Origin of the sequence: Amycolatopsis rhizosphaerae (assembly GCF_007713715.1) — a bacterium.
Classification (GTDB): domain Bacteria; phylum Actinomycetota; class Actinomycetes; order Mycobacteriales; family Pseudonocardiaceae; genus Amycolatopsis_E; species Amycolatopsis_E rhizosphaerae.
The window spans coordinates 1-14,709 of record NZ_VJWX01000139.1 but is presented as its reverse complement, the minus strand read 5'-3'; the positions used below and the strand labels follow the sequence as shown (position 1 = coordinate 14,709).

General features: G+C 70.1%; 16 protein-coding genes. 11 read left to right on the top strand and 5 right to left on the bottom strand.

Annotation, left to right across the window (positions count from 1 at the left end):
• The coding region (locus tag FNH05_RS38080) for an LppU/SCO3897 family protein (protein ID WP_186382572.1) at positions 1 to 588 on the top strand (588 nt) is incomplete at its 5' end.
• 45 nt (positions 589 to 633) lie between these two features.
• Here the strand turns inward: FNH05_RS38080 and FNH05_RS15910 are convergent.
• Complete coding sequence (locus tag FNH05_RS15910) at positions 634 to 1,854, bottom strand: acetyl-CoA C-acetyltransferase (protein WP_144588928.1); 1,221 nt, start codon at positions 1,852 to 1,854, stop codon at positions 634 to 636.
• 154 nt (positions 1,855 to 2,008) lie between these two features.
• On the opposite strand from FNH05_RS15910, the gene FNH05_RS15905 reads away from it, so the two are divergent.
• The 5 genes from FNH05_RS15905 (at position 2,009) to FNH05_RS15885 (ending at position 7,106) form a co-directional block, all read left to right on the top strand.
• Positions 2,009 to 3,385 carry a cystathionine beta-synthase gene (locus tag FNH05_RS15905; RefSeq protein WP_144588926.1) on the top strand — a complete coding sequence of 459 codons (1,377 nt, stop codon included), beginning with the start codon at positions 2,009 to 2,011 and terminating at the stop codon, positions 3,383 to 3,385.
• A 117-nt stretch (positions 3,386 to 3,502) separates the two neighbouring features.
• A complete protein-coding gene (locus FNH05_RS15900; protein WP_144588924.1) occupies positions 3,503 to 4,825 on the top strand; it encodes a DUF4064 domain-containing protein in 1,323 nt (440 codons plus the stop codon).
• 145 nt (positions 4,826 to 4,970) lie between these two features.
• On the top strand, positions 4,971 to 5,498 hold the full coding sequence (locus tag FNH05_RS15895) for a hypothetical protein (RefSeq protein WP_246127766.1): 528 nt from the start codon (positions 4,971 to 4,973) through the stop codon (positions 5,496 to 5,498).
• Between the two features lie 9 nt (positions 5,499 to 5,507).
• The gene (locus FNH05_RS15890; RefSeq protein WP_144588922.1) at positions 5,508 to 5,939 is read left to right on the top strand and encodes a hypothetical protein; all 432 of its coding nucleotides are present in this window, start codon (positions 5,508 to 5,510) and stop codon (positions 5,937 to 5,939) included.
• A gap of 9 nt (positions 5,940 to 5,948) precedes the next feature.
• Positions 5,949 to 7,106: a cystathionine gamma-synthase gene (locus FNH05_RS15885; protein WP_144588920.1), complete on the top strand. Its 1,158-nt coding sequence runs from the start codon at positions 5,949 to 5,951 to the stop codon at positions 7,104 to 7,106.
• A 10-nt stretch (positions 7,107 to 7,116) separates the two neighbouring features.
• Here the strand turns inward: FNH05_RS15885 and FNH05_RS15880 are convergent, their stop codons facing one another.
• Positions 7,117 to 7,401, bottom strand: coding sequence for a hypothetical protein (locus tag FNH05_RS15880; RefSeq protein WP_144588918.1), 285 nt, complete (start codon positions 7,399 to 7,401; stop codon positions 7,117 to 7,119).
• A 77-nt stretch (positions 7,402 to 7,478) separates the two neighbouring features.
• Here FNH05_RS15880 and ilvA point away from each other — a divergent pair, with 77 nt between their 5' ends.
• Complete coding sequence (gene ilvA, locus FNH05_RS15875) at positions 7,479 to 8,702, top strand: threonine ammonia-lyase (RefSeq protein ID WP_144588916.1); 1,224 nt, start codon at positions 7,479 to 7,481, stop codon at positions 8,700 to 8,702.
• A 66-nt stretch (positions 8,703 to 8,768) separates the two neighbouring features.
• Positions 8,769 to 9,242 carry an Lrp/AsnC family transcriptional regulator gene (locus FNH05_RS15870; RefSeq protein WP_144588914.1) on the top strand — a complete coding sequence of 158 codons (474 nt, stop codon included), beginning with the start codon at positions 8,769 to 8,771 and terminating at the stop codon, positions 9,240 to 9,242.
• Here FNH05_RS15870 and FNH05_RS15865 read toward each other — a convergent pair.
• The 3 genes from FNH05_RS15865 to FNH05_RS15855 all read right to left on the bottom strand — a co-directional run bounded on the left by FNH05_RS15865 (position 9,221) and on the right by FNH05_RS15855 (position 11,188).
• Positions 9,221 to 10,015, bottom strand: coding sequence for an MBL fold metallo-hydrolase (locus FNH05_RS15865; protein ID WP_144588912.1), 795 nt, complete (start codon positions 10,013 to 10,015; stop codon positions 9,221 to 9,223). The two genes, FNH05_RS15870 and FNH05_RS15865, sit on opposite strands and share 22 nt — an antisense overlap.
• Positions 10,016 to 10,127: 112 nt before the next feature.
• Positions 10,128 to 10,625 (bottom strand): transcription elongation factor GreA, encoded by a 498-nt coding sequence (gene greA / locus FNH05_RS15860; protein ID WP_144588932.1) that lies wholly within the window; start codon positions 10,623 to 10,625, stop codon positions 10,128 to 10,130.
• Between the two features lie 194 nt (positions 10,626 to 10,819).
• Positions 10,820 to 11,188, bottom strand: a complete 369-nt coding sequence (locus FNH05_RS15855; RefSeq protein ID WP_144588930.1) for a DUF4307 domain-containing protein — start codon at positions 11,186 to 11,188, stop codon at positions 10,820 to 10,822.
• A 156-nt stretch (positions 11,189 to 11,344) separates the two neighbouring features.
• On the opposite strand from FNH05_RS15855, the gene mca reads away from it, so the two are divergent.
• Genes mca through FNH05_RS15840 form a run of 3 tightly spaced genes read left to right on the top strand, consistent with a single transcriptional unit; the run spans position 11,345 to position 14,656 of the window.
• Positions 11,345 to 12,256 (top strand): mycothiol conjugate amidase Mca, encoded by a 912-nt coding sequence (mca, locus tag FNH05_RS15850; RefSeq protein ID WP_144588910.1) that lies wholly within the window; start codon positions 11,345 to 11,347, stop codon positions 12,254 to 12,256.
• Positions 12,253 to 12,597, top strand: coding sequence for a hypothetical protein (locus FNH05_RS15845; RefSeq protein WP_144588909.1), 345 nt, complete (start codon positions 12,253 to 12,255; stop codon positions 12,595 to 12,597). Before mca ends, FNH05_RS15845 begins: the two co-directional genes overlap by 4 nt.
• Positions 12,598 to 12,649: 52 nt before the next feature.
• Complete coding sequence (locus FNH05_RS15840) at positions 12,650 to 14,656, top strand: thioredoxin domain-containing protein (RefSeq protein WP_144588907.1); 2,007 nt, start codon at positions 12,650 to 12,652, stop codon at positions 14,654 to 14,656.
• Positions 14,657 to 14,709: the final 53 nt, after the last annotated feature.

The window sequence follows — 14,709 nt, the reverse complement described above, 5'->3', positions numbered from 1 at the left end:
GTGCCTCCCGGGGCGTACCCGCCGCCCCCCGGCGCGGCCTACGGCCCGCCGCCCGGCACCCCCGTGGGAGGCAAGCCGAAGCGTCTCTGGCTGAGGCTGGTTCTCGTCGTGGTGGTGCTCGCGGCCGTCGGCACGTGGGCGATCATCAGCTACACCAAGTCGCCGAGCAGCGCGTCCGCGGGCGACTGCCTGAACGTCAAGGAGTTCAAGAGCGGCGCCGACCCGACGAAGGTGGACTGCACCGATCCCTCGGCCAACGTCAGGATCGGGGTGCGGCTGGACAGCGACACCGGCAAGTGCCCGGGTGAGAACTACGACGAGTACAGCTACCGGCAGCGCGGCAACAAGTACAAGCTGTGCCTGATGCTCAACGCCCACGACGGTGACTGCTTCACCAACCTGTCCAGCAACACGACCGAGGGCTACCGCAGGGTGGCCTGCACGGACCCCTCGGCCGAGGCGGAGATCGTCAAGGTGGTCGACGGAAAGGCGGACGAATCGGCCTGTTCCGGGACCAAGTACGACGGCGCGCTGACCTACCCGCAGCCTCCGACGACGATGTGTCTCGCCAAGAAGTCCGCGGCCTGACACGCACCGGTGGGGCACCGAAGCGGTGCCCCACCGGTGGCCGGGTCAGCTGAGGCGCTCGATGACCATGGCCATGCCCTGGCCGCCGCCCACGCACATCGTCTCCAAGCCCCACTGCTTGTCGTGGTGCTGCAGGGAGTTGATCAGCGTGGTGGTGATGCGGGCACCGGTCATGCCGAACGGGTGGCCGACCGCGATCGCCCCGCCGTTGACGTTGAGCCGGTCGATGTCGATCCCCAGGTCCCGGTAGGACGGGATGACCTGCGCCGCGAACGCCTCGTTGATCTCCACCAGGTCGATGTCGGAGATCGACAGGCCGGCGCGCCGCAGCGCCTGCTGCGAAGCCTCCACCGGGCCCAGCCCCATGATCTCCGGCGAAAGGCCGGAGACGCCGGTCGACACCACGCGCGCCAGCGGCGTGAGGCCGAGCTGCTTGGCCTTGGTGTCGGACATGATGACCAGCGCCGCCGCGCCGTCGTTAAGCGGGCAGCAGTTGGCGGCGGTGACGCGGCCGTCGGGGCGGAACACCGGCTTCAGACCGGACACGCCCTCCAGGGTCACGCCCGCGCGCGGGCCGTCGTCCTTCGACACGACGGTGCCGTCCGGCAGCGTGACCGGGGTGATGTCCTTGGCCCAGAACCCGTCGGCGATGGCCTTCTCCGCCAGGTTCTGCGAGCGGACGCCGAACTCGTCCATCTCCTGCCGGGAGACGTTCTTCAGCCGCGCGAGGTTCTCCGCGGTCTGGCCCATCGCGATGTAGACGTCCGGGACCTGGCCGTTCTCGCGCGGGTCGGTCCAGGTGTCGCTGCCCTCCTCGGCCACCTTCGCGGTGCGGGCCTCGGCGTCGGCGAACAGCGGGTTGTGGGTGTCGGGCCAGGAGTCGGAGCTGCCCTTGGCGAAGCGCGAGACGGCCTCCACACCGGCCGAGATGAACACGTCGCCTTCGCCGGCCTTGATCGCGTGCAGGGCCATCCGCGTGGTCTGCAGGCTCGACGAGCAGTACCGGGTGATGGTGCAGCCGGGCAGGTGGTCGTAGCCGAGTTCGACGGCGACGGCGCGGCCCATGTTGAAGCCCGACTCGCCGCCGGGCAGGCCGCAGCCCAGCATCAGGTCGTCGATCTCCTTCGGGTCGAGCTGCGGGACCTTGTCCAGCGCGGCACGGACCATCTGGACGGCGAGATCGTCCGGCCGCATGCTGACCAGTGATCCCTTGCCGGCGCGACCGATCGGCGAACGCGCGGTCGAGACGATGACGGCTTCAGGCATGGCAGGACACTCCTTCGGGTCGGGCTAAGCGGTTGCTTAGGCCCTATCCTGCCCCCTCGCGGGCGTACGGCAAACCTCAACGCGACGGGGACCACCTTGACCGGGTGTCCCGCGTTCCGGCGGGCGGCCCGCGAACTGCCGTTACGCTGAACTCGTGGATTACTACGAGCATGTTGTGGACCTGGTGGGCAACACCCCGTTGGTCAAGCTGAACTCGCTCACCGAGGGGCTCGAGCCGCTCGTGCTGGCCAAGGTCGAATACCTCAACCCCGGCGGCAGCGTGAAGGACCGGATCGCCCTGCGCATGGTCGAGGCCGCCGAGGCCTCCGGCGAACTGCGTCCCGGCGGCACGATCGTCGAGCCGACCTCCGGCAACACCGGTGTCGGCCTGGCCATGGTCGCGCAGCGCAAGGGCTACAAGTGCGTGTTCGTCTGCCCGGACAAGGTCAGCGAGGACAAGCGCAACGTGCTCAAGGCCTACGGCGCCCGCGTCGTGGTGTGCCCGACGGCGGTGCCGCCGGAGCATCCCGACTCCTACTACAACGTCTCCGACCGGCTGGTGCGGGAGATCGACGGGGCGTGGAAGCCGAACCAGTACGCCAACCCCGAAAACGTGCTCAGCCACTACCACTCCACCGGCCCGGAGATCTGGCGGCAGACCGAGGGCCGGATCACGCACTTCGTCGCCGGGGTGGGCACCGGCGGCACCATCTCCGGTACCGGCCGCTACCTCAAGGAGGTCTCCGACGGCCGGGTCAAGGTGATCGGCGCGGACCCCGAGGGCTCGGTGTACTCCGGGGGCACGGGACGGCCCTACCTGGTCGAAGGCGTCGGCGAGGACTTCTGGCCGGAGACCTACGACCGCACCATCGCCGACGAGATCATCGCGATCTCCGACGCCGAGTCCTTCAACATCACCCGCCGCCTGGCACTGGAGGAAGCGCTGCTGGTGGGCGGATCCTGCGGGATGGCGGTCGCGGCGGCCCTGCGCCTGGCGAAGCGGTGCGGGCCCGAGGACGTGATCGTGGTGCTGCTGCCCGACGGCGGCCGCGGCTACCTGGGCAAGGTGTTCAACGACCAGTGGATGGCCTCGTTCGGCTTCCTCGGCCCGGAGACCTCCGAAGCGACCGTGGGCGACGTGCTCAAGGCCAAGACCGGCGCCCTGCCTGCCCTGGTGCACACCCACCCCAACGAGACGGTGGCCGAGGCGATCGCGATCCTGTCCGAGTTCAACGTCAGCCAGATGCCCGTGGTGAGCGCCGAACCGCCGGTGATGGCGGCCGAGGTGGTGGGCGCGGTCAACGAGCGGGACCTGCTGGAGGCCCTGTTCACGGGCAAGGCGAACCTCGCCGACCGGCTCGACCGGCACATGTCCGCACCACTGCCGACCATCGGTGCGACCGAGCAGGTAAGTTCGGCGATGAAGGCGCTTTCCGGGGCGGACGGGGCGCTCGTACTGCTCGACGGCAAGCCGGCGGGCGTGGTCACCCGACACGATCTCCTCGGTTTCCTGGCTGGTCGCAACAGCTGAGCACATCGGGTTTGCCCAGGCCTTTACGCGCAGCACGTCCCGTGATCCGATAGCGTGTGCCGCCAGTAGCGCGTACTTCGACCTGATCAGTTCTCTCAAGGGGGGTTCGAGACCCGCATGAGCGCTCCGCAACCGCCGAACCAGCCCTGGGGCGGCGGCCAGCCGCCTCAGGGCCCGGGTGGTTCCCAGCCGCCGTCCGACAGTCCATTCGGTTCCGCGGAACCGACCCAGGTGGTCCAGCCTGGCCAGCCGCAGCCCGCTGCGTTCGGCGACGCACCGGAGCCGACGCAGGTCGTGCAGCCCGGTGACCCGAACGCGGCTTCCGGCGCGGAGGGTGCGGCCGAGTCCACACAACTCGTTCCGCCCGGGGCCCAGCCGCCCGCGATCCCGTACGCGCCGCCGCCGAGCGCGGCGGATAACCCCGCGGCGGCAATGGGGGCAATGGGACAGCCGCAGGCCGCGTACGGCCAGCCGGGCGGCTTCGGCCAGCCCCAGGCCGCGCCCGGCCCGTACGGGCAGCCGCCGCAGGGCTTCCCCCCGCCGGGCCAGCCGGGTGGCTTCGGCGGCCCGCCTCCGCAGGGTTTCGGCGCGCCGCAGTACGGCGCACCGGCGGGCGGCGGTGCGGGTGGCAACAACCAGATCTTCGGCTGGATCGCCGCCGGCCTGGTCGCCCTGCTCGGGCTGATCGGCGCGATCATCGGCTTCACGCTGATGTCGGATCTGAGCAGCGCCAGCTCGGGGCCGGACAACGCCGCTCAGATCGCCCAGCAAGCTCTGGCCCAGTGCAAGGCCCAGATGCAGCAGATCGGCCAGGACGCCTCCATGTGTGACGCCTATGCCGCTACTCCGTCGAGCAGTGGAGACAGTTCGGGCCTCACCGAGCTCTGGATCTACGTGATCGGCCTCACGCTGGGCGGGCTGGTCTCGGTGGCGGGGGCGGTGCTGCTCTTCCTGAAGAACAAGATCTCCACCTGGCTGATCGTGGCCGGTGCCGCGCTCCTGCTGATCTTCTCGATCATCATCCTGGCCAAGGGCGGTACCGGGGGCCGGATCATCTGGGAGCTGATCTTCGGCATCGTCATCGCGGCGGTGGGCGTGATCGGGCTCATCCCGGGAACCGCGCAGTTCGTCGGCCTCGGTGGTCCCGGTGGCCCGGCGGCCCCGGGTGGTTTCGGTGGCCCGGGTGCTCCCGGCGGGTTCGGCGGTCAGCCGGGCGGCTTCGGCCAGCCGGGTCAGTTCGGCCCGCCCAGCGGCGGATTCGGGCAGCCGGGCGGCTTCGGGCAGCCGGGTGGTTTCGGCCAGCCCGGGGGGCAGAACCCGCCCAGCGGTGGGTTCCCGCAGCCCGGTCAGCCGGGTCAGCCAGGCCCCTACGGTCAGCCCGGCGGGTTCGGGCAGCCGGGTCAGCCCGGCCCGTACGGCCAGCCGCCGCAGCAGTGGTGACCGGCTGAAAAGCAAAGCGATACCCCCGGCGCTCGCCGGGGGTATCGCTTTTTTCGGGCCGAATCCGCCCTGACGGTGACGTCACGCCGCTACAGTGGGCCCACTTACCGGGCCCACTTACCGCGCAGCTCGCCTTGGGGGCAGTGTGACGAACCCGTACGGCTACCCGATGCCGCCCGACAGCGCGCCGGTTCCGCAACGGCGTCCCAGCGGGGTGAGCGCGATCCTCGCCGGGCTCCTCGGCCTCGTCCTGTGCGGCACGCTCGGCTATCTGCCGGTCAAGGAGTTCATCGCCTATGGCATCGCCGACCTGCCCGAGAAGGCGAACATCGTGCTCGGGTTGTACCTCGGCGCCGCGCTGTTGCTGCTGATCGGGACATTGCTCACGTTCTTCCGGGTCCTCGCGGGCGCGGTACTGCTGATGCTCGGGGCGCTGGTCTCCATCGCCGCGGTGCTCACCGAGGCGATGCTGCTGGCCCCCGACCAGCTCGCCGAGTTCTTCCGGTACGTCTTCCGGTTCCAGATGGACGACGCGTTCGTCAGAGTGGCCGGGATCGCCGGAGGTCCGCTGGTGTTCGTGCTGGCCGCGCTGCCGCCGACCTTCCGCTACCTCCGGTACGAGGCGGTGCAGTCGCCGTACCCGTCCGCCGGATATCCGCGACAGAGCTGGTAGTCACACGCCATGACCGAACAGCCCTCCCGCGGGGGTGCTACCGGCATCCCGGCCGCCGTGCTCGCCCTGCTCGGCGGGCTCTTCCACCTCGTGGGTGTCGCCGGCGGGGCGGTGCTGCTCGCCGGGTACGGCAACCTGGCGCACGCGCTGCTCACCTTCCTGCTGCACCTGATCGTGGCCGGGACACTGATCACCGGCGGGGTCGGGCTGCTCCTGGCCAAGCCCTTCGGCCGTGGGTTCACCGTCACCGGCGCGATCCTGGCGATCCTGCTCTACCTGGCGGTGCTTGTTCTCGGGGCGTTCGGGATCTACTTCCTCGGCCTGGCGGACGGCACGATCCCGGTGGGGTACACCGCCGTGCTGTGCCTGCCCGCGGGCGCGACGCTGGTGCTGGCGAGCGTGCCGGCGACCGCGCGCTGGGTGAGGGGTGGCTGGTCGTAACCTGAGCACATGACTGACGACACCTCCGGGTTGGGTTTCGAGACCCGCGCCATCCATGCAGGTCAGCAGCCCGATCCGCGGACCGGTGCGGTGATCGTGCCGATCTACCAGACCTCGACCTACGCCCAGGACGGGGTCGGCGGCACCCGGGAAGGTGACTACGAGTACTCCCGGACGGCGAACCCGACCCGCACCGCGCTCGAACAGCAGCTCGCCTCGCTCGAAGGTGCCCGGCACGGCCTCGCGTTCGCGTCCGGCATGGCCGCCTCCGACGCGGTGCTCCGCAGCACGGTGCGCCCCGGCGACCACCTCGTGCTCGGCAACGACGCCTACGGGGGCACCTTCCGCCTGATCGACAAGGTGCTCACCGCCTGGGGGGTCACCTACACCGTCGCCGACCTCGCCGACGTGGACGCGGTCCGGGCCGCGGTGCGGCCGGAGACCAAGCTGATCTGGTGCGAGTCGCCGAGCAACCCGCTGCTCGGGATCGCCGACCTCTCGGCGCTCGCCGGAGTGGCCCACGACAACGGGGCCCGCCTGGTGGTGGACAACACCTTCGCCACCCCGTACCTGCAGACTCCGCTCGCGCTCGGCGCGGACATCGTCGTGCACTCCACCACCAAGTACCTCGGCGGCCACTCCGATGTGGTCGGCGGCGCCGTGCTCACCAACGAAGACGAGGTGCGCGAGCAGCTGTTCTTCCTGCGCAACGCGGCCGGTGCGGTGCCGGGTGCGTTCGACGCCTGGCTGACCCTTCGCGGGATCAAGACGCTGGCGGTGCGGATGGAGCGGCACTGCGACAATGCCGAACTGGTCGCCGAGGCGCTCGCCGCGCACCCGAAGGTGGCGCAGGTCTACTACCCGGGGCTGGAGAGCCACCCGGGGCACGAGACCGCCGCGAAGCAGATGCGCAGGTTCGGTGGGATGGTGTCCTTCCGGCACGCCGACGGTGAGCAGGCGGCGCTCGACGTGGCCGCGGGAACCGAGTTGTTCATCCTGGCCGAATCGCTGGGCGGGATCGAGTCGCTGATCGAGCACCCGGGCCGGATGACGCACGCGAGTGCCGAGGGCTCGATGCTGGAGGTGCCCGCCGACCTGGTGCGGCTGTCGGTGGGGATCGAGGACGCGCGCGACCTCATCGAGGATCTCCGCCGGGCGCTGGGATAGCGCCGGGGATTCAGGGCCGGTAGTTGTTGTACTCGGCGTTCTGGCCCGACGAATGGGGCTGTGTGGTGCGGAGCTGGTCGAGATCGGAGCCGCTCACACAGCCGCCCACCAGTTCGATGTGGTTGTCGTGGCGGATGTACTGGGCCGGATCGGCGCAGCCCGCCCTGTCGACGGTGTAGAACGCCGCACCGGTCAGCGCGAGTGCCGAGGTGATCGCCGCGACCAGTGGCAGCACCCCGGCCGAACGCGAGGCACGCCGGCCGGAGCCGCCGCCCGGAACGTTCCGCCTTCGCATGGTTACTCCCCGATTCCCGGTCATGACCGGCTCCAGGGTACCCAAGGCGGCCGGACGGGGGTGGCATGATCCCGCATATGCGATTGGTGACGGTGGACCGGATCACCCGGGCGCGTGAACTCCTTACGGGTGTCGTCCGGGTCACTCCGATGGAACACGCGCGCGACCTCGAGAAGGCTCATCGCGGCACGGTCCATCTCAAGTGTGAAAACCTGCAGCGCACCGGCTCGTTCAAGATCCGCGGCGCCTACCACCGGTTGCACGGGCTGAGCGAGGCCGAACGCGGGCGTGGCGTGGTGGCGGCGAGCGCGGGCAACCATGCCCAGGGAGTGGCGCTGGCCGCCTCGCTGCTCGGCATCAAGTCGACGGTGTTCATGCCGACTCGCGTGCCGCTGCCCAAGCTGGCCGCGACGCGGGGCTACGGGGCCGATGTGCGCCTGCGCGGGGATGTGTTCGACGAGACGCTCGCCGAGGCCATCGCCTTCGCCGAAGAGAGCGGCGCGGTGCTGATCCACCCGTTCGACCATCCGGACGTGATCGCCGGTCAGGGCACGGTTGGGTTGGAAGTGCTGGAGCAGGTCCCGGAGGCGGGCACCGTGCTGGTGCCGACGGGAGGCGGCGGCCTGGTTTCGGGAGTGGCGGTCGCGATCAAGGCGGCGCACCCGGGCACCCGCGTGGTCGCGGTGCAGGCCGAAGGGGCCGCCGCGTTCCCGCGTTCGCTGGCGGCGGGCCGTCCGGTGCGGATCCCCGAGCCACACACCATGGCCGACGGGATCGCGGTCGGGCAGCCGGGAGAGCTCACCTACGCCCACGTGAAGGCCCTGGTCGACGAGGTGGTGACGGTTTCGGAGGAGTCGCTGTCACGGGCGCTGCTGCTGTGCCTCGAACGGCGCAAGCTCGTCGTCGAACCGGCTGGGGCGGCCGCGGTCGCCGCGCTGCTGCAGTACCCGGGTGCCTTCCCGGGGCCGATCGTGGGCATCCTGTCGGGCGGCAACATCGATCCGCTGCTGCTGTTGCAGATCATCCAGCACGGTATGACCGCGGGCGGGCGCTATCTCGCGTTCCGGCTGCGGGTGCCGGACCGCCCGGGGGTGCTGGCCTCGGTGCTGTCGCTGATCAGCGAACTCGGCGCGAACGTCGTGGACATCGAGCATTCCCGCGTCTCGGGCAAGCTGGCCCTCGGCGAGGTCGAGGTCTCGCTGAACCTGGAGACCCGCGGTCCCGAGCACTGCCGCCAGGTGACGGCCGAACTCCGGCGCGCCGGGTACACCCTGACCCCCGCGGAAGGAAACAGTCCTTAGCGGGCCGGACGTTCTCCTCCGGCGGTTAGGATTTCCGGCAGGCATCGCGGGAGAGGAGGTGGCCCACTGGACGCGCTGGATGCCCGGCTTCTGCTGCTGCTGACCGACGTGCCGCGCCTCGGTGTCCTGGAGTGCGCGCGCCGGCTGGGAGTCGCCCGGGGCACCGTGCAGGCCCGTCTCGACCGGCTCACCGAGCAGGGCGTCCTCGGCGGCTTCCCACCCGAGCTGGACATGGCAGCGATGGGCTACGGGCTGACCGCCTTCGCGGTACTGGAGATCGCCCAGGGCAGCCGGACCGAGGTCGCCGAGGGGCTCGCCGCGATCGACCAGGTCTGCGAGGCGCACGCGACCACGGGGCAGGGTGACCTGTTCGTCCGGCTGGTGGCCAGGGACCACGAAGATCTGCAGCGGGTGATCGACCGGGTGGTCGGCCTGCCCGGGGTGCTGCGCACGAACACCTCGCTCGCGCTGACCACACCGATCCCACCCCGGGTCCGGCCCCTGCTCGAACGGATCGCCTACGACACGAACTCCAGGTAGCGCTTCGCGGAGCGCTGCACGACCTCGTGGCCGTCCTCGCGGACGACCGCGTCCCACCAGGCGCCGTAGATCGCCTTGAACGGGTAGCCGGCGAGCAGTTCCGCGGCGCGACGGACCACCGCCGGGCGCTCCGGGACCAGGTTCGGGTAGCTGTACATGAAGCCGACGAACTTGCGGTCGGGCACGACCGCCACGATGTCACCGGAGAGCAACGCGCCCGCGCCGCCTTCACCGCCCGGCCAGTGCAGCACGGTGCCACCGGGGAAGTGCACGCCGAGGTTGATCAGCGTGAAGTCGCCGACCTGTTTCGTCGTGCCGCTCCACCACTGCACGGCGTCGTCGGGGCGCCCCAGCCACTGCCGGTCGTTCTCGTGCAGGTACACCGGTACGTCGAAGGTGCGGGCCCACTCGACGACCGTGGCGTAGTAGTGGGGGTGGCTGATCGCGATGCCGGTGATCCCGCCGAGATCACGGATCTTCCCGATCAGCTCGTCGTCGAGGTAGGGCACGCAGTCCCAGAGGAAGTTGCCGGATTCCGCCTTGACCAGCAGTGCGCGCTGGCCGATCGCGAATCTCGGCTCGCAGCCCAACCCGATGATGCCCGGGCCCTGGTCCTCGACGCGGGCGGCGTATTCGCCCGCACGGAGCGTTTCGAGATCTGTCCACTGCTGACCGGTCGCGGGAACCCACTGCCGATCGTCTTCACAGATCGGACAGTCCGGACGTGGCGCGGCATACTGCATGCCGCAGGTAGCGCAAACGGGAAGCGTCATGACTCGACGCTAGTACTCCCCGGGCCGGGATGCCGTCGGTTTTCCCGGCCCCGACGAACGGCGGGGGCCCGGACCTGTGGTCCGTGCCCCCGCCGGAGGTCGTGGTGGCTGCTCAGCCGGTGTAGGGCACCGCCTTGATCAACGTGACCTTCTGCTTGCTGCCGTTGGGCAGGTCGTACTCGCGCGACTCGCCCTCCCTGGCGCCCAGCAGGGCCTTGCCCAGCGGTGATTCGGGGGAGTAGACGTCGAGTTCGCCTTCGGCGCCCTCTTCACGGGTGGCGAGCAGGAAACGCTCGTCCTCGTCGTCGCCCTCGTAACGGACGGTCAGGATCTTCCCGGGCTCCGCGATGCCGTCGTTGGCGGGTGCCTCGCCGACCTTCGCCGCGCGAAGCAGTTCCTGCAGGTGCCGGATGCGGGCCTCCGCCTGACCCTGCTCTTCACGGGCGGCGTGGTAGCCCCCGTTCTCCTTGAGGTCGCCCTCTTCCCGGCTGTCGTTGATCCTTGCGGCGATGACCGGACGATTCTCGATGAGTTCGTCGAGCTCGTGCTTGAGCCTGTCGTAGGCTTCCTGAGTCAGCCAGGTCACCTGGGTGTCGCTCACGGTCACCATCTCCTCGTCGTGCCTGCCGGGCATGGGTATACAAACCGGCGGCCTCACCAGGCTGGGCCGGTGAGGCTGAAATAAAGGAAAAACACGGCCCGTCGGGGCCGTGCCGGTAGTCCAGGATAGCACGCGGAGCGTGACCGACGTCGTCGTTTTCGTTCCGTCTCGAACGCTGAGCGAGGGTTTCACCCCGTTGGCCGCTAGCTGCTTGACAAATACGCGGGAACGTCGTAGGTGCAGCCGAAGACATCGGCGGTGACCGGCCGGTCGGTGCTGTACACCAGGGTGATCTGGCGGCTGTGGTTCTCCCCGGCCGGGATGAGCACTTCCTTGCGGCCGCTCTCGGCGCCGGACTTGTCCCGCACCCGCACGATGCACACGCCGGGCCGGGACGGATCGTCCCGCGTCGCGTTGATGGTGACCGACATCGTGTTGCCGGGCTTCTCTTCGAAGGCCAAGCGATCGGCCGAGATCGGTGCCGGGCCGAGGTTCACGTAGGCCACCCAGGCGATCACGCCGCTGACCACCAGTGCCACCGTGCTGAACAACCACTTCCGCCACCGGGGCATCCGGCCGCGGCGCGCCGGGCCGTACCGGCCCTCCGGAAGCGTCTGCGCGGTCAAAGACGGGCCTCCTGAACGGTCTGGTCGTGGCGGCGGGACAATGGAACCAACCCGAGTATCCGTCACGCGTGGAATAGCTGTGCAGAAGGGGTCGTTGCAGGCATGGTGGGATCTGACGAGCGGACAGCCGAGCCCGGGTCGCGCCTTCGTTTGATGGCGGTGCACGCACACCCGGACGACGAATCGAGCAAGGGTGCGGCGACCATGGCGAAGTATGTCGCCGAGGGTGCCGAAGTGATGGTCGTGACCTGCACCGGTGGTGAGGCGGGCAGCGTCCTCAACCCGGCCATGGACCGGCCCGAGGTGCTGGAGAACATGAGTGAGATCCGGCGCGAGGAAATGGCTCGTGCCGCGAAGATCCTCGGTGTCGAGCACCGCTGGCTCGGTTTCGTGGACTCCGGGCTGCCCGAAGGCGATCCGATGCCGCCGCTGCCCGAAGGCAGCTTCGCCACCGTGCCGCTGGAAGAGCCGGTGCGCGAACTGGTGCGGGCGATCCGGGAGTTCCGCCCGCACGTGGTGCTCACCTACGACGAGAACGGTGGCTACCCCCACCCCGACCACATCCGCTGCCACGAGGTGTCGGTCGCGGCGTACGACGCGTCGGCCGAGCCGGACCGTTTCCCCGAGGTCGGCGAGCCCTGGCAGGCGCTGAAGCTGTACTACCTGCACGGTTTCTCGCGCGCCCGCATGCAGAAGTTCCACGACGCGCTGCTCACGGCCGGTCTCGAATCGCCGTACGGCGAGTGGCTGGAGAAGTGGGATCCGGACCGCGCCGACGTGATGGAACGGGTCACCACCCAGATCGAATGCGCCGACTACTTCCCGGTCCGGGACGAGGCGCTCAAGGCCCACGCGACGCAGATCGACCCGAACAGTCGCTGGTTCGCGGTCCCGCTGGAGATCCAGCGCGAGGTGTGGCCCACCGAGGAGTACGAACTGGTGCGCGCCCTGGTGGACAGCACGCTGCCGGAGGACGATCTGTTCGCGGGTGTGAGGGAGAAGGTGACGACATGAGTTTCGTGTTGCCGGTGACGGGGCCGGTCGCCACGACCGCGATGGTCCTGGCGCAGCAGCCGGGCAGCGGCGACAACGGCGGTCAGGGAGAGGACTTCGGCAAGTCCTCTCCGGTCGGTTTCCTGCTGCTGCTGATCTTCCTGGTCGCGGTGGCGTTCCTGGTGCGGTCCATGACCAAGCACCTCAAGCGGATTCCGGCGAGCTTCGACGGGGACGCGTCCGCGAAGGAAGGTCCTCCCGACAAGGCCGAGGTGTCCGCGGGTGCCGCCCAGGCGAAGATCGACTCGGAGGCCGAAGCCAAGGCGGAGGCCGGGAACAACGGGAAGAACGACCAGGCATAGCCGCGGCGAGGGCTGGCGGGCCGGGGTGTCGCGAGCGTGACACCCTGAGGCCATGGCCAATCGACTCGCCACCGCCACCAGTCCGTATCTCCTGCAGCACGCCGGGAATCCGGTCGACTGGTGGCCATGGGGGCCCGAAGCGCTGGCCGAGGCGCGGCGGCGTGACGTGCCGATCCTGCTCTCCGTCGGGTACGCGGCCTGCCACTGGTGCCACGTCATGGCCCACGAGTCCTTCGAGGACCCCGAAACCGCGAGGTTGATGAACGAGAACTTCGTCAACATCAAGGTGGATCGGGAGGAGCGGCCGGACATCGACGCGGTGTACATGATCGCGACCCAGGCGATGACCGGTCAGGGCGGCTGGCCGATGACCTGTTTCCTCACCCCGGAAGGCAAACCCTTCCACTGCGGTACCTACTATCCGCCGCAGCCCCGGCCCGGGGTGCCTTCCTTCCCGCATCTGCTCGTCGCGGTGGCGCAGGCCTGGTCCGAGCGTGCCGACGAGCTGCGGGCGGGCGCCGGGCAGATCGTCGAGCAACTGGCCCGGCAGACCGGCCCGCTGCCGGAAGCCGCCGTCGACGAAACCGTCCTCGCGAACGCGGTGGCCAAGCTGAGCGCCGAGGCCGACCGGACGCGCGGCGGTTTCGGGGGCGCGCCGAAGTTCCCGCCGTCGATGGTGCTCGAGTTCCTGGTGCGGCACCACGAGCGCACCGGCTCCGCCGAGGCACTGGCGCTGGTCGAAGAATGCGCCGAGGCGATGTCCCGCGGCGGCATGTACGACCAGCTGGCCGGCGGGTTCGCACGATACTCCGTGGACGCGGCCTGGGTCGTGCCGCACTTCGAAAAGATGTTGTACGACAACGCTTTGCTGTTGCGGGTCTACGCGCACCTCGCCCGGCGGACGGGGTCGGCGCGCGCGGAGCTGGTGGCCGGGATGACGGCGGGCTTCCTCCTGGACCGGTTGCGGACGGCCGAAGGCGGGTTCGCCGCCTCGCTGGACGCCGACACACTTGGCGAAGAAGGGCTGACCTACGTCTGGACACCGGCAGAACTGCGCGAGGTGCTCGGGGACGAGGACGGCGCCTGGGCGGCGGAGCTGTTCGGGGTGACCGAAACCGGCACCTTCGAACGGGGACGTTCCGTGCTGCAGCTGCGCAGTGATCCGGCGGATGGCGACCGGTACGAGCGCGTGCGGCGGGCGCTGCTGGCCGCGCGCGACGAGCGGCCGCAGCCCGGCCGGGATGACAAGGTGATCGCCGCCTGGAACGGTCTGGCGATCACCGCGCTGTGCGAGGCGGGCGTGGCACTGGGCGAGCCGGCCTGGGTCGAGGCCGCCGAAGCCGCCGCCGTCATGGTGCTCGACGTGCACCTCGTCGACGGGCGGCTGCGGCGAAGTTCGCGGGATGGCCGGGTGGGCGACGCCGCGGGGGTGCTCGAGGATTACGCCTGCTTCGCCGACGGCTTGCTCGCCCTGCACCAGGCCACCGGCGGTGCGCGGTGGCTGAGCGAGGCGGTTTCGCTGCTCGATCTGGCCCTCGCCCGGTTCGCGGTCGCGGAGGCGTCCGGTGCCTACCACGACACCGCGGACGACGCCGAGTCCCTGGTGCAGCGTCCGTCCGACCCGGCCGACAACGCCAGCCCGTCGGGCTCTTCGGCGCTCGCGTCCGCGCTGCTGACCGCGTCGCTGCTGGTGGGGCACGAGCGGGCAGGCCGCTACCGCGAAGCGGCCGAGCAGGCCCTGAACCGGGTGGGGCAGCTGGCCACGCGGATGCCGCGGTTCGCCGGGAACTGGCTGTCGGTGGCGGAGGCGCTGGCCTCCGGGCCGGTGCAGGTGGCCGTGACGGGTCCGGATGCCGAGTCCCGGGTGGAGCTGCGGAGGGTGGCGGCGGAACTGGTGCCCGGCGGTGCCGTGGTGCTGGCCGGGGAGCCGGACGCGGCCCCGCTCCTGGAAGACCGCCCGCTCGTGGACGGTGCCGCGGCCGCCTACGTCTGCCGCGGTTACGTCTGCGACCGCCCGGTCACCTCCCCGGCGGATCTCGCCGCCACCCTCGCTTCGTAGACACCGGCCAAGCCGTGAAGGGTCCCTTCACAGTCGATTTGACTGTGAAGGGA